Below are 14,363 nucleotides of genomic sequence, written 5' to 3' on the forward strand. Positions count from 1 at the left end.
ATGAGCAATCGTAAGCCTTATGTTCGTGAGATGAAGAGAACGTGGTGGAGCAACCATCCGTTCTATCGCTTCTACATGCTACGTGAAGCAACTGTACTGCCTTTGATTCTGTTCACGGTATTCCTAACCTTTGGCTTGGGTGCACTAGTGAAAGGCCCTGAAGCGTGGGCTAGTTGGTTGAGCTTTATGGCTAACCCTATCATTGTCGGTATTAATATCGTGGCTCTGCTAGGCAGCTTAATGCACGCTCAAACCTTCTTCAGCATGATGCCTCAAGTAATGCCAATCCGCCTAAAAGGTAAATTGGTAGATAAAAGAATCATCGTACTGACTCAGTGGGCAGCGGTGGCTTTTATTTCTTTAATCGTTCTTGTTGTGGTGTAAGGAGCTTTCGTTATGAACACAAACTACAAAGTTAAGCCTGTTAACCACAACCCTCAACGCTCTGATGAGCCAATCTGGTGGGGTCTATTCGGCGCTGGCGGTACTTGGTTTGCGATGATCACACCAATCACGATTCTAGTGTTAGGTATCTTAGTGCCAATGGGCATCATCGATGCAGAAGCAATGAGCTACGAACGTGTGTCTGAATTTGCCACCAGCATTATCGGTGCACTATTCATCATCGGTACGCTAGCACTGCCTATGTGGCATGCTATGCACCGTCTTCACCACGGCATGCACGACCTGAAATTCCACGTCGGCGTTGCTGGTAAAGTGGGCTGCTACTTCTTTGCAGGCCTAATTAGCGCATTGTCTGTTATTTTCATCTTTATGATCTAAAAGCAGATTCGGGATTCGAGTAATCGAGATGCGAAAAGCTTAAGAGCAGAAAAGCGAAAGCAGAGCGAGATTATCTCGTTCTGCTTTTTCACATATACATTTTCAAGCTTCACTGATTCAGTAATTTTATGCTGCAATTGACCGCAACATTAGAACTGATAGCGCGTGGCCTACCATCTGGATGGTAGGCTTTCAACCTTGCCTTTGTGACTTCCCCGTTAGAGATTGAAAAATGCAGTTGATAAGTCGCGCCTTTTACTGTCATGGTGCCAGATGGGCCGAAAGCCCCTTTTGACCTCTTTGCATCATTCACCGACCGGTATTGGGTTAAGCAGTGATGCATCTTACCTAATTTCCCTTTTAGCGCTACGCCATACTTTTGTGCGCTGTACTCGTCTATCGTATAGGGTGAATCTGCGCTTAATGAATGGATTTCAACATACTCTTTCCTGCTATGGTAAGTGAGCAACTGCAAGGCAATATTTAGAGTTACTACAGTTACCACTCCTATCCATAATACTGATTTGTTGTTTTTCATTTCTTTACTCATTATTGATTATTCGCATTAATGGCTTTCGCTAAGTGATGAGTTCTTTCACAACAACTTGTTATCAATGAACCCATGTTGGCGGCCTTACTTGTCGATGCGCAGCTAGAGTAGACAGATAAAGAGGCCAATACCCGTATATTGGCCTTGTTGTTCTATATCATTGAGCACTTAGAGCTCTTGATTACCCATGCTCTTATTGCTGTGTAACCTTCTTGGTTTGGTCCATTAACCCCAATGCTCCGAAGCCTGTAATGACATCGAGGTTGGTTTTCAAACCCGTTTCATCACTGCCGCCGATATAGTTTTGTGGCATCTGAACCTGGAAGTTCTGCAGGTTGTTATACAGCGAGTTAGCGACCTCACGGTTCAACTCGGCCAGATACACCTCGCGGTTGGCCCCTAGCGCAGCATATTTCGCTTTCAACACTTCCGCTTCCGCTCGACCTTTTTCAAGAATCGCTCTTGCTTCAAATTCAGCAGATAATGCATTGGCCTTTTGAATCGCCAAATTGGCTTCTGCGGTTGCCAATTCTTTCTCTTTTTCAACTTCAGCTAATCGCTTAGTCTTCTCGACTTCGACAATTTCACGTTCAGCAATTTGACGAGCTATTTCCACTTCTTTCTGCTGGGAAATAATCGCTAACTCTTTGCCTCGTTGTGCGTCTTGGACTTCTCGAGTACGCTGAATCTCTTTACGGAGTTGCTCGGTTTCAGCTTGCGCTTTTGATGTTTCTTGCTCCTGAATCGCACGGATACGGTCGGCCACCAAACGCTTCTTATCCGCCAGTAACTGATCAAGTTGCTTTTCTGGTTGCGGATCACCAATCGTGACCTGGGTTACTTGAATGCCGTATTGTGATAACGGGTTGTCCTGACGGATAGGCTGACCCGTGTTATCCACCACCGGCACTGTCTTCCAAACCAGTTGATTGGTTCGTTGCAATTGATTCGAGTTCGATTGATTGACCCCGACCGGCGCAAGATCTAACTCTTCCACTTCAACCTGACGACGCTCCGTCAGGTAAATGCCTTCGCGTAGCTGATCGCCCAATTTAGATTTAAATTGGTTTAAACCACCTTGGAAGAACTCCTCGCCCGTGTATTGAGTCGCCGTAATCACTGTCACATTACGCGCATTTTTAACCAACAACGCATCGATCAAATTACTGTTGTTGCGAAACTCCTTATGCATCTTTTCCACTGCCTTCGGGTCATTGCTGAGCTTAAAGCGGAATGTCACCGGAATCTCACCAATGTACGTATCAGCAAAACGCACCTGCACCGGATCTAACCTTTGATAAAAATCTTCCCCTTTGCTGTTGCCAAAAGAGACTGTAATCACCTGATCATACTGGGTTATCTTGGATAAAAACGGCATTCGAAAATGAATACCGGGCTCGGTAAAGACATCCAACTCACCAGTAATATTGTTTTGATGCACGTAGCTGTAACCGGCATCGGTCATCAAAACTGAGCTATTAATTGTTAAGCCTAAAGCCAGCAGTGGTACGCCGAATACTGCCGCTTTCAGCCCTTTATGTAGTAACTGACGTCGTTCTTCTATTTTCAAACCTCTTCCCAAGCCTCGATTTTCCATGTCATTCTCCTTTAGGGTTGTCATTGAGTTAAATCGAAATAAATCAAACTGATATGCAACTCGCTGACCACGAGAAATAATGTATCAAATTGTTACACTTCGGAACATTCGAAAGATTCATCAAATAAATAAGTTTTTACCGAACAATAAAAATAACCTCTACATTCACAAGCTTTGAATTTATGAACTTTGGCTGTTCAGAACGGTAGGAAAATTGAAGCGGTGATCAAAAGGAAAGACCGACACTACTTAGGAATAGAAAGGAGAAAAGTTACACTTTCCAAAGAACGGACTATTGATTGCTCAAGGCGCCATTTATGCGTTGATAGAGAGAAGCACCTATACTGTTAGATGCTAAATCGCGTTTGAGGATATCATTATGAAAATTGTTTCACTTACCTGTATTCTGGCTCTATCTTTACCAACCACAGCCTTGGCTGTCGATGTCACGAAACTGGCAGAATCTGTAGACAAGGAAAAAGCCACTGAATCTGTTGATGTAGAAGAATTGAAATCATCGGTTGATGGGACCGACATTGATTATCAAAAAGCTTATGAAGCTATCGATAAAGAAAAGGCGAAAGAAGCCGTCGATGTCGATAAAGCAAAGGCAGCTCTGCTTGAATAACAATGCTAATCAGAGATAAAACAAGCAAAAGCAACCCCAGTGTTAGCACGCTTTATTCGCTGATATACGAGCGTGCTAACGCAGGAGTTATCTCATAATAATGAAATATCGGCGTACCCTACTTTTTATCCGTCACTCGCGTCATACCACTCAGAGTTTTCATCAATTCAAACGTACACCCGCCCCTTCCTCTCACATCGGCCTAAAACCCAAAGACGACACCGAAAATGAGCGTTCATAAATTGATAATAAGATCACAAAAAACCACTGAAACATCTTTTCCTAATCAGTGGATATGAAGGTGAGGAACACGATCCCAGTCACTAATATGTAGCAAACCAGTGATATTTTTGCGATTGCCATAATCTCAACATATTGTTGAATTTGAAGTTATTTACAAATGAGATAGTATCCATTTTTTTCATACAAGTGGTCTCCTCATGCACCAACTAGATACAGCCTTAAATAATAAAAGCGGGCGCTGGACACAGCACGATACTCAATGGGTGTTGAGTTTATTTGGTACAGCTGTCGGCGCTGGTATTCTCTTCTTACCGATCAACCTAGGCCTCAGTGGTTTCGTTCCATTGCTCATCATGGCAACCTTAGCGTTCCCTATGACTTTCTTAGCGCACCGTGGCTTTACTCGGTTCGTTCTATCTTCCAGCCAAAAAGACGCAGACTTTACCGATGTCGTTGCTGAGCACTTTGGAGCCACTGCGGGACAAATCATTTCACTGCTGTACTTTTTATCTATCTTCCCGATTTTATTAATTTATGGTGTCGGGCTAACGAATACCGTCGATAGCTTTATGGTTAACCAAGCTGGGCTAGAGTCACTGCCGCGACCTTTGCTTTCGGGGGCCTTAGTGACAGGGTTAATCGCGGTGATGATCGCTGGCGAGAAGATCATACTTCGTACACTCTCGTTGATGGTTTATCCCCTAGTCGCGATTCTGCTATTTTTGTCCGTATACTTGATTCCAAGCTGGCAAGCTCCTGAACTGACAATGCCTTCATTATCTTCTTTGGGCAGCACGCTTTGGCTATCGACGCCAGTAGTGATCTTCTCATTCAGTCATTTAGCAGCACTCTCTTCTTTTGCCCACGCTCAACGCAGCCATTACGATGACAGCGCAAGAGTAAAATCAGAGCACATCTTACAACGCACCAGCATCATGCTGATCCTGTTTGTGATGCTGTTTGTATTTTCTTGTGTTCTGACACTGTCTCCTGAACAGCTAGCACAAGCGAAGGAACAAAACGTGTCGATTCTGTCTTATCTGGCCAACGTTAAAGACAACCCGTTTATTGCGACACTTGGCCCGATTGTGGCTTTCCTAGCAATAACATCATCATTTATTGGCCACTTCTTGGGCGCGAGAGAAAGCATGGTCGGGATGCTAACCAAAAGTACCTCCCTATCCACACCTTTGGCTCATAAAGTGACAATAATCTCGCTGTTTGCATCGATCTGGGTGGTAGCGATTGTCAACCCGAGCATTTTAGGGATGATGGAAGCCTTGTCTGGGCCTGTAATTGCGATGATCTTGTTCGTTATGCCTATGGTGGCCGTGTATAAGGTAGAGGCATTGCGCCGCTACAGAAAGGATTTATCCTGCGTCTTCATCTTGTTGGTGGGTGTCGTCGCCGTGAGCGCTTTAGTGTTTAGCTTGCTTAAGCCATAGCGGGTTAGGGACGAAAAGCAGATACGGGATTCGAGTAAACGAGTATCGAATAGCTTACGAGCAGATACGGGATTCGGGTAAACGAATATCGAAGCGCTTAAGAGCTGATACGGGATTCGGGTAATCGAGATGCGAAAAGCTTAAGAGCGAAAAGACTAAAAGCAGAACAATACAATTTTGTTCTGCTTTTTTTGTTTTTCATATCTCATATACTCTCATCTGCCCTTCAAGCTCTTCGTATCCCGTATCTCGCTTACGCGCATCTGCCTTTCAAGCTCTTCGCATCCCGTATCTCGCTTACGCGCATCTGCCTTTCAAGCTCTTCGCATTCCGTATCTCGTTTACTCGCATCTGCTTTTTAAATGCAAAAAAGGCCGCACAAGCGACCTTTTTCATTTCATTGAACCACCTTAAATCAAGGTGAGCACAATCAAATTACTTTACACGACCAACGTATTCGCCAGTACGAGTATCGACTCTTACCACTTCACCGATAGCGATGAATAGAGGTACACGAACGACCGCGCCAGTGGCTAGAGTTGCAGGCTTACCACCCGTACCTTGCGTGTCGCCTTTTAGGCCAGGATCAGTCTCAGTAACTGCGATCTCAACAAAGTTTGGTGGAGTTACTGTGATAGGGTTATCATTCCACAACGTTAGAGTACATACGTCGTTTTCAACTAGCCATTTAGCTGTCTCGCCAACTGCTTTTACTTCAGCAGCGATTTGCTCGAATGTCTCGTTGTTCATGAAGTGGTAGAATTCACCATCGCTGTATAGGTAGCCTAGTTCAACGTCTACAACGTCAGCTAGTTCTACTGTGTCGCCTGACTTAAATGTTTTCTCTAACACTTTGCCTGACAGCAGTTTACGAAGTTTTACACGGTTAAACGCTTGGCCTTTACCCGGCTTAACGTATTCATTTTCGATAATTGAGCAAGGCTCGTTATCCATCATGAATTTTAAACCGCCTTTGAATTCATTGGTGCTTACTGACGCCATGATTTCCTCTTACACATCTTTGAGTTGATTTCAATGCCGCATATCATAACCCGAAAAGTCGAATCTGTTGAGCAAAACTGGCTCAAACAACTATCGAATGCGATCTCAGACCCGACAAAACTCCTTGAAGCATTGGAAATAGACCCAACACCATGGCAAGCAGGCTTTGCCGCACGCAACCTATTTGCGTTGCGAGTACCGTTAAGCTTTGTCGAGCGAATGGAAAAAGGCAACCCGCATGACCCGCTATTACGCCAGGTCTTGCCATTGAGCGAGGAGTTCGAAGTTCATCAAGGCTACTCTGCCGATCCATTAGAGGAGCAAGACAACGCGATCCCGGGGTTATTGCATAAATACAAAAACCGAGCCTTGATGATTGTGAAAGGTGGCTGTGCGGTCAACTGCCGTTACTGCTTTCGACGCCACTTCCCGTATCAAGACAACAAGGGCTCAAAGTCGGTGTGGCAAACCAGCCTCGATTATGTCGCTCAACACTCTGAGATTAACGAGGTCATCCTTTCGGGTGGCGACCCACTGATGGCCAAAGACAGCGAAATCGAGTGGCTGATTCACGCTATCGAACAAATCCCACATGTGAAAACCGTTCGTATTCATAGCCGTTTACCCATCGTGATCCCAGCTCGTATTACTGACGAACTGTGCCAAATTTTATCTAAGACTCGCCTCAATGTAGTGATGGTGAGCCATATTAATCACGCCAATGAAATCAATGCAGAGCTCAAACAAGCCTTCCTTAAATTAAAGCTTATTGGCGCGACTCTGCTTAACCAGGGCGTGATGCTAAAAGGCGTGAACGACAGTGCTGACGCATTAAAAGCACTCAGTGAAAAGCTATTCAACGCTGGCATTCTACCGTATTACATGCATGTACTGGATAAGGTTCAGGGCGCCGCTCACTTCTGTATCTCAGATGAAGAGGCGAAGCATCACTTCAAGGGATTAATCTCTGAGGTTTCGGGCTACCTAGTACCCAAGTTAACCCGCGAGATCGGTGGCCGCAGCAGTAAAACACCTCTCGACCTACACATTGAGTGATAAAGCATAATATTGAATGATAAAGCAAACAAAAGGGCCAGCAACATCCGTTGATGGCCCACAAGTCGGTTAATGGTTCTTAAACCCTTCACATTTTCACTCAAACACGGCTTAGGTTAGCGGCTGTTTAATTAAGTCCCTTTTCAGTTAGGTAAAACAATAACCTTTGGCCACGTACAGCACACGATCAAACACATCATAGGAAGTAACGAATACCGAGCCCAAAAGCAATGTCCGCAGAATTATCCATGTTGATAATGTTTTCGATCATACTGGCTTCTAACATGGCGTTGCCAAGGTTCAAACGATAGCCCAGAACCACTTCATTAGAGGCTTCAGAGAATGCCCCCTCATCTTCCAACAAACCTTGGTACCAGTGATATTCAACAAGCACTTCATGAAAATAGCCAAATTTGTAGCCATACCCAAAGGCGACCGCTCCGGTAAAATCGCGGATTTCAGTGCCTATTAACGCACTATTGTTGTCATTGTGCGTGACACCAGCGCTCGCAAAAAATGAACTCGCCCCTCGGGCAAGGCTGTAATTCAACTGTACAGCTTGCTCAAAAGCACTTTTTTTGAATGGACCGCTGTCGACATTTTTATAATAAACGCTTCCCCCGATGGCAAGAGCACTCGTATTCGAAGAAAAAAGCTGGTACTGAGTGTACCAATGCAAGGCTTTCGCTAACGCTTCCCCCTCGAAATCATCAATCGATACACCGTATTCATCACTGGATATATGGAATTGATGTTTGCCTGCTTCATCACGTCCGTTTTGTCCAATGCCGAAAAAACTGTGGAAATCCATGGTCAATGAATCTAGGTGATTATTGGCCGCATAGGTGTATTGATATTTCACTTCAGTTTGCAATTGAGGGTTTACCTGCCAATTAGCACCGACGAAAATGTGATTCTGGTAATAATCAAGATCTGCAGCAGCAGAGCTTGCCCAAACACTCGCCATCGTGCCCGATGCAAACAGCTCTACACCATGGTTTCCAACCGGAAAAGCTGAACGTAGCTCCGTGGTTAAATGGGTCGATTGCTCGGGAGATTGGGCATAAGTACGAAGCGGGGTTGGAGGTTGAGCTGCGATAGCAGAGAGTGAAGTAAAAGTCGTCGCAATAAGAAACAGAATCGATATGACTTTATTAGAGAGAATCTTAACCATTACAAAACATCCTATAGTTATTAACTTAATGATAGTTAAATAAATTAAATGCTTCTAGAGAATGTTGGGATTTCGAGCTTATTTTTTTGCGCCTTAACAGTATTTCCACGTCAAGCGTGATAGCGATGCATAACATAACAATATCAATAACTTAGAAAACCATTCAAAGCGGTGACACCCTTGATACTCAAAGGAAAGATAGACAGCCAACGCGCTGATACCTTACTGAAAAGAGTATGCCCAAAAGCCATCCCTATTTTGCTCTCACTGATCGCTCACGCCCCTCTTAGCCGTAGAATCAATAACACTTGTATGTTCCTTTTATCCATTGCGGGATCAATAAAATTAATCGAGAAGACAACAAATATTTGTTCGATCGTCAGGCTGATTATCAGCATACTCGGCTCTATTCTAAATTTTTAGGAGGGGTGATATGTCACAATTTATAGAACAAACGTTAAACCTTGCCCCCTTTAGCTGGGCAGGGCTAGCAGTGTGTATGCTGTGTGGTTCGTTAATCGGTATCGAGCGACAAACACGCGGCAAACCAGTAGGTATCAGAACCTCGATTCTGATCATCAGCGGTACCTATTTCTTCCTTACCATGGCGATTAGCCTATCTCCAAACACACTCGATCAGGCTCGTGTACTTGGCCAGATCATTACTGGTGTTGGTTTCCTGGGTGCGGGTGTGATGATGACACTCGATGGCAAAATTCATGGTGTGACTTCAGCTGCCATTATTTGGGTATTGGCGGCACTTGGGATGATGATAGCGCTTGGTCACCTTTCACAATCGGTTATTATCACGCTATTAGCGTTGGCGATCTTACTTGGTGTCGACAAAGTGGAAAACAGCTTCCAGAGCCTACGTCGTGGTGTTCACCAAAAGTGGATGAGAAAAGGCCGCGTGAAGAAATAAAGCTGCACTCAGTCACCTGTGAGCAAGACCACAAATACAAAGAAGCCTAGTCACACGACTAGGCTTCTTTGTATATCAATGAACGTGGATACACAGTTGATTTGCGCCCAAGGACTTAGCAATGCTCAGCTGTTTACTTGAAGAACGGACACTCTGATTTTTCCATAGGTGTCCGATACTCTCGAACTTATGTAAAGAGTAGAGCACTGCTCCCCCAGAAACCGAAATAGCCACTTTCTCTCCTGTCGAACACTGGTAGTTCTGTAAACTAATATCGCTCTGGATTCGTTCAAATATTGAAGAAAGCAATTCTAACGACTCTCCCGCAATCGCCACCACGAACTCCCGGCCATCAAATCTCGCCACGATATCGTGTTGCCTCACGCTGTTGACGATAAGTTTAGCAACGTGACAAATCACCCTATCACCAATCTCATTGCCATACCGATCGCAGATCGCCTTTAAATCATCGATTTCAAAGACACCAATCCCTAAAATATTTCTCTCATCTTGCGCCAAAAATTGCGCTTCAAAGCCACTGCGATTGAGTAACCCTGTTAATGGATCGGTCATTGAAAGATCATTTAAGCGGCGGTGTCTTTGCTCACGATAAAATCGCCATAGCCGCCATGCTGCAACCACATACAAGAACAAGAGTACCAGTAACCCTTTGTAGTCCCTTTCCAGTATGTGTAAGAAGTGCTCGCTCTTCGTTTCTTGAATGGTCAAATACAGCTGCGTATTCACCCCATCCACGTACAAGGGTTGTGAAAAAGAGTAATCCAACAAGCCATATTTATTCCTGCCGCTGACACTAGTAATCTCATAGCCATGCTTCGCATTCGAAAATAAGCTAGAGGTATAGCCATCAATACCTAATACCCCTTTAAACTCACCGTTGATATAGATCCCTTTGGTTAAGGTCACCACTTTCTCACCAGTCAGGTAATCGTCGTATTGGCCGGTATACACAACCTTATCTCTATTTTGAGATACGCCATAGCGGATGGTATTGATCCAATAGGGCCGACGACTAACGATCGAGTCAAACGTATCGCCTTTCATATATTGGGCAATATCCGAGGGGGCCGAGATGATAAATTTATCTTTGGAAATAAAATAAATGGCGGAGACACTACTGATGGTGTTCGTAAAGTAAGCCATCGTTGGAGCAATAAACAGACGCTTGCTCGCTTCCCTATACAGCGCAGATTGAGAGTCACACATCTCGGTAGGGCCTGAGAACATAAAATCAAAAAGAGGGTCTTTCTGCCCTTCACTAATAAAATAGCAGGTATCGTCCTCCGTCTTTTTTTCATGCGAAAAGGTATAAGTCTCACCATGTAATGGGTGGAGCGCTGTAATGTTGTACTCTAACGCATTCAGTATCTGAGTGAGCTCAGTGAGTGCATGGGTTACGCCTTGGTTTTCTGATCCATACTGTGTGTCTGATTCTTCCGCTGAATCAACGAGCAATAAGCTCAAAACTACTAAAAAACTGGCGGTCAGGCCTAAGAAAGCCTTCTTAAAATCGATAGTATGGGGATTAATCAAAGCATATAAATCATCGTTGTGAATTTAGCGCACATTGTACTTATGAATAAACTCACTGCAACAATAAATATAAAACAACATGCTTATATTATTCAGTACGAGAGAGTTTGAACCTGGATATTAAAATACAGAGTAGAAATAACGCCTAAGTAAGAAGCACTTAGGCGTTACGAATCAGAGTAGTAAAACTATACCTTACTTCGCAAAGTTCACAATTGGGAAGCACGGGAAGAAACCGTTATCCGCACAGTTGAGCAAGCCTATTTGTACACCTTCAATTTTTTTAGTTTTGTTGAAGATGCCAACCTGTACCGTAGAAGCCTCTGAAAGGTTCGCCGCACCAACATCAACCATAGTGTCGCCTTCAGAGTAGTTTACGAAGCTCACGTTGGCACCTTTTACATCGTTAGTGATGTTCACAGCACCTAGGTTAAGACCCGTTGTTTTACCCGTATTCCAGTTGAAGAAACCTAGCGATGCACCTGTCATCTCTTGGTTCACTTTAGATGCACCAAAAATACCAAGGTTCACACCCGTTGTTGTTTGAGTCTCAGACATACCCACAACCGCAAGGTCGACACCCTTAAGGTCGTTTACTTGTCCGTGAAGCAGAGCCAAGCGCACACCACCAACTGCATCTGAATCAGGTGCGTTGAAGCCGTTGATTGTTGAAAACATAACAGGCGAAGAAGCGAATGCCGCTGGTGCCATTACTGCTGCCGACACAGCAAGTACTGAAAGTAGTTTTTTCATTGGGGAGTCTCCACTGACTTATTGTTAACTTGATTTATACATTATCAATCAAGCGTTTATTGTCCTTTATTCAACAGCTATCCATGTTATATCAATGTCATAACTGTACTGTTGAATATAAGACGGTAAATCAGAAAGAGCAATATAAAGAAAGGGATACGATAAGAGGTAAGAGTAGCCATCGACACACATTTCGATGCATAACACTAAAGATTACCTATTACACTCGCATCTCGCTGTAGGGAATGACTATGTCAGAACATAAAAAAACGGAGACCGAAGTCTCCGTTTTCAAGGTGTTAGCATGGTTAAATAATGACGAGAGATGTGGAGATAGAAAAAGCCCCTTACCTCTTTAATAGAATCAAAGCCAAAACCACAAAGCCCACAACTATTTTTTCAAAATACCCACTACAGAATTATTCTCTACGACGATCAATGAGGTAATTCCTTTATTCTCCATTACCTCGTAAGCCTCTTGTACATGCGCTTCAGGAGATATTGAGGCTGGGTTGAGCGTAGCAATATCTTTTGCAACAAGATCAAAAGCATCTCGTCCTTTCGACTCCATCGCTCTTCGCAAATCCCCATCTGTGATAATAGCTAAAGACTCATCATTCAAATTAACCAATGTTAAGCCTAAATGGCTCGATGATATTTTATGGATGATAGATGTAAAATCTGCATTTGATGCAACACTAGGAAGGCTATCAGAGAGCATTTCATCTTGTACCTTAGACAGCAGTCTTCGACCTAAGCTTCCCCCAGGGTGGAAACGAGCGAAGTTTTCGGGTTGAAAACCACGAACGTCCATAAGGGCTACAGTCAAAGCATCCCCCATAACCAGAGTAGCTGTTGTTGAAGATGTAGGGGCAAGCTGCAAAGGGCACGCTTCTTTAGGCACAGCAATATCTAAATGACAGTGTGAGTTTACTGCTAGTGTAGAGCTTTCTCTTCCTGTAATAGCAATGATGAAGTTTCCATTATCTCGTAAGAAAGGTAATAGCTTCAAAACTTCATCCGTCTCACCTGAGTTCGAGATAGCAATAAATACATCTTCAGATTTGACCATTCCCAGATCACCATGAAAAGCTTCTCCAGGGTGCATGAAAAAGCTAGGAGTGCCTGTACTCGCAAAAGATGCAGCTATTTTCTTTCCTATAATCCCAGATTTTCCCATCCCACAGATAATGGTACGGCCTTTGGTATTAATAATAGCGTTTATAGCAACTTCAAATTCAGAGCCTAATCTCTTTGCCATATAATCCAAACCGTCAATTTCAGTCTGAATTACTTGTTTTGCGATATCAATTGAGTTAGCCATCGGTTTTTTCTTCCATTATTTTTCTAGTATTTTCATAGTCTTCAATAGTATCAATCCCATGAGGTACAGCCCCTTCAAACACTATTGCACCAATATTCATGCCATGGCTCAAGGCTCGCAATTGTTCTAGCTTTTCATAATTCTCAAGCTCATCTTCAGGATATGAACAAAATTGTTTTAGAGATGAAGCCCGATAAGCATAAATTCCGATATGTCTTTTGGCCAATGACAAATCATTTGGGGTATCACGGTTCATTGGCGATGCTGAGCGAGTAAAGTACAGTGCACGACCATTATGGCCAACAATAGCTTTGACCACATTGGGATTAACAAAATCATCAGCAGAAACCAAAGGAACGACAGCTGTTGTGATATCATATGAAGTATGTAACTGAGTAAAAGATACAATCCGTTGAATGAGTGCAGGAGGGATCATTGGTTCATCACCTTGCACATTCACAATGATAGTATCTTCACTCCAACCTTTAATGAAAGAAACTTCATTTATACGATCAGTACCAGATTGGTGCTCTGGTGAAGTTAAAACCACTTGAATATTTTCAGATTTTAATGCATCGACTATGCGTTGATCATCAGTCGCAACAAAAATATCATTCGGCTCAATACCAGCTTCTTTACAACGTTCAATCACATGCCACACCACTGGCTTTTCAAGCAACGTGAGTAGAGGCTTTCCTGGCAGCCTAGATGAACCATATCTTGCGGGAATTACTACTTTAACACTCATCTTTTATTGCTCCATTGTTGCCACATCATCAAGGCGAATCTTATCAAGCAAAGGTTTGTAAACTTCTTTTAGTGAAAGGTTGAGTTGGTTCGTCAGAAGTAAATCGACAAACTCTCTGACCATCCCGTCTCCCCCCTTCAGACTTGATACCCAATCAGCACTGCTAATAGCTAGACTATGAGCATCAATAGGAGCGACGGCTAACCCAACTTTTTCGAAGATAGGGATATCTAGGACATCATCTCCCAAGAATGCAATTTGATCTGCTGATATTTTATATTTAGAGCAGATATCAATCAAAGCAGGTAATTTATTCTTACAACCGGTAATTATTTCATCAAACCCCAATTGCTGACAACGAGTATCTAAAGCAGCACTTGCTTTACCTGAAATAACACCAACAAGAATATTATGACTACGTAATAACTCGATAGCTAAACCATCTTTAACATTAAATGATTTAAAAAACTCACCGTCTTTATTAATGTATATGGAACCATCAGTCATAACACCATCAACATCAAGCAATACCATTTTTATATTTTTACAAACTAACTTATCCAACATAACTAGACCAACTTAGA

The 14,363-nt window shown here is 43.3% G+C and carries 15 protein-coding genes; 6 read left to right on the forward strand and 9 right to left on the reverse strand.

Annotation, left to right across the window (positions count from 1 at the left end; all coding sequences use genetic code 11):
- Together frdC and frdD are read left to right on the forward strand one after the other, a co-directional pair.
- Nucleotides 1-384, forward strand: a complete 384-nt coding sequence (gene frdC, locus JC606_RS03490; protein WP_128162225.1) for a fumarate reductase subunit FrdC — start codon at nt 1-3, stop codon at nt 382-384.
- 12 nt (nt 385-396) lie between these two features.
- Nucleotides 397-783: a fumarate reductase subunit FrdD gene (gene frdD, locus JC606_RS03495; protein WP_004741337.1), complete on the forward strand. Its 387-nt coding sequence runs from the start codon at nt 397-399 to the stop codon at nt 781-783.
- Nucleotides 784-892: 109 nt separating this feature from the next.
- Here the strand turns inward: frdD and JC606_RS03500 are convergent, their stop codons facing one another.
- Together JC606_RS03500 and JC606_RS03505 are read right to left on the reverse strand one after the other, a co-directional pair.
- Entirely contained in the window at nt 893-1,321 is a 429-nt protein-coding gene (locus JC606_RS03500; protein ID WP_198778002.1) for a hypothetical protein, read from the reverse strand.
- A gap of 205 nt (nt 1,322-1,526) precedes the next feature.
- Nucleotides 1,527-2,930 carry an SPFH domain-containing protein gene (locus JC606_RS03505; RefSeq protein WP_004741339.1) on the reverse strand — a complete coding sequence of 468 codons (1,404 nt, stop codon included), beginning with the start codon at nt 2,928-2,930 and terminating at the stop codon, nt 1,527-1,529.
- A gap of 379 nt (nt 2,931-3,309) precedes the next feature.
- On the opposite strand from JC606_RS03505, the gene JC606_RS03510 reads away from it, so the two are divergent.
- Both JC606_RS03510 and JC606_RS03515 read left to right on the forward strand, forming a co-directional pair.
- Nucleotides 3,310-3,558, forward strand: coding sequence for a hypothetical protein (locus JC606_RS03510; protein ID WP_137406281.1), 249 nt, complete (start codon nt 3,310-3,312; stop codon nt 3,556-3,558).
- 440 nt (nt 3,559-3,998) lie between these two features.
- Complete coding sequence (locus tag JC606_RS03515; protein WP_137406282.1) at nt 3,999-5,246, forward strand: aromatic amino acid transport family protein; 1,248 nt, start codon at nt 3,999-4,001, stop codon at nt 5,244-5,246.
- A gap of 435 nt (nt 5,247-5,681) precedes the next feature.
- Here the strand turns inward: JC606_RS03515 and efp are convergent, their stop codons facing one another.
- Nucleotides 5,682-6,248: an elongation factor P gene (efp, locus tag JC606_RS03520; protein ID WP_198778003.1), complete on the reverse strand. Its 567-nt coding sequence runs from the start codon at nt 6,246-6,248 to the stop codon at nt 5,682-5,684.
- A 33-nt stretch (nt 6,249-6,281) separates the two neighbouring features.
- Between efp and epmB the strand changes: the two genes are divergently transcribed.
- Nucleotides 6,282-7,304, forward strand: a complete 1,023-nt coding sequence (gene epmB / locus JC606_RS03525; protein WP_198778004.1) for an EF-P beta-lysylation protein EpmB — start codon at nt 6,282-6,284, stop codon at nt 7,302-7,304.
- A gap of 196 nt (nt 7,305-7,500) precedes the next feature.
- On the opposite strand, the gene JC606_RS03530 is transcribed toward epmB, so the two are convergent.
- The gene (locus JC606_RS03530; RefSeq protein ID WP_137406284.1) at nt 7,501-8,478 is read right to left on the reverse strand and encodes a DUF3187 family protein; all 978 of its coding nucleotides are present in this window, start codon (nt 8,476-8,478) and stop codon (nt 7,501-7,503) included.
- 433 nt (nt 8,479-8,911) lie between these two features.
- On the opposite strand from JC606_RS03530, the gene JC606_RS03535 reads away from it, so the two are divergent.
- Nucleotides 8,912-9,400: an MgtC/SapB family protein gene (locus JC606_RS03535; RefSeq protein ID WP_004741346.1), complete on the forward strand. Its 489-nt coding sequence runs from the start codon at nt 8,912-8,914 to the stop codon at nt 9,398-9,400.
- 75 nt (nt 9,401-9,475) lie between these two features.
- Here JC606_RS03535 and JC606_RS03540 read toward each other — a convergent pair whose 3' ends face one another.
- The 5 genes from JC606_RS03540 to JC606_RS03560 form a co-directional block, all read right to left on the reverse strand.
- Nucleotides 9,476-10,954, reverse strand: a complete 1,479-nt coding sequence (locus JC606_RS03540) for a sensor domain-containing diguanylate cyclase (protein WP_137406285.1) — start codon at nt 10,952-10,954, stop codon at nt 9,476-9,478.
- Between the two features lie 195 nt (nt 10,955-11,149).
- On the reverse strand, nt 11,150-11,707 hold the full coding sequence (locus JC606_RS03545) for a VC2662 family protein (protein WP_198778005.1): 558 nt from the start codon (nt 11,705-11,707) through the stop codon (nt 11,150-11,152).
- A gap of 391 nt (nt 11,708-12,098) precedes the next feature.
- Complete coding sequence (locus tag JC606_RS03550; RefSeq protein WP_105025743.1) at nt 12,099-13,031, reverse strand: KpsF/GutQ family sugar-phosphate isomerase; 933 nt, start codon at nt 13,029-13,031, stop codon at nt 12,099-12,101.
- Nucleotides 13,024-13,779: a 3-deoxy-manno-octulosonate cytidylyltransferase gene (gene kdsB / locus JC606_RS03555; protein WP_198778006.1), complete on the reverse strand. Its 756-nt coding sequence runs from the start codon at nt 13,777-13,779 to the stop codon at nt 13,024-13,026. The genes JC606_RS03550 and kdsB overlap by 8 nt, the downstream gene beginning before the upstream one ends.
- 3 nt (nt 13,780-13,782) lie before the next feature.
- Nucleotides 13,783-14,346: a KdsC family phosphatase gene (locus tag JC606_RS03560; protein ID WP_198778007.1), complete on the reverse strand. Its 564-nt coding sequence runs from the start codon at nt 14,344-14,346 to the stop codon at nt 13,783-13,785.
- Between the last annotated feature and the right edge of the window lie 17 nt (nt 14,347-14,363).

The organism is Vibrio sp. IB15, assembly GCF_016406055.1.
GTDB classification, from domain to species: domain Bacteria; phylum Pseudomonadota; class Gammaproteobacteria; order Enterobacterales; family Vibrionaceae; genus Vibrio; species Vibrio chagasii.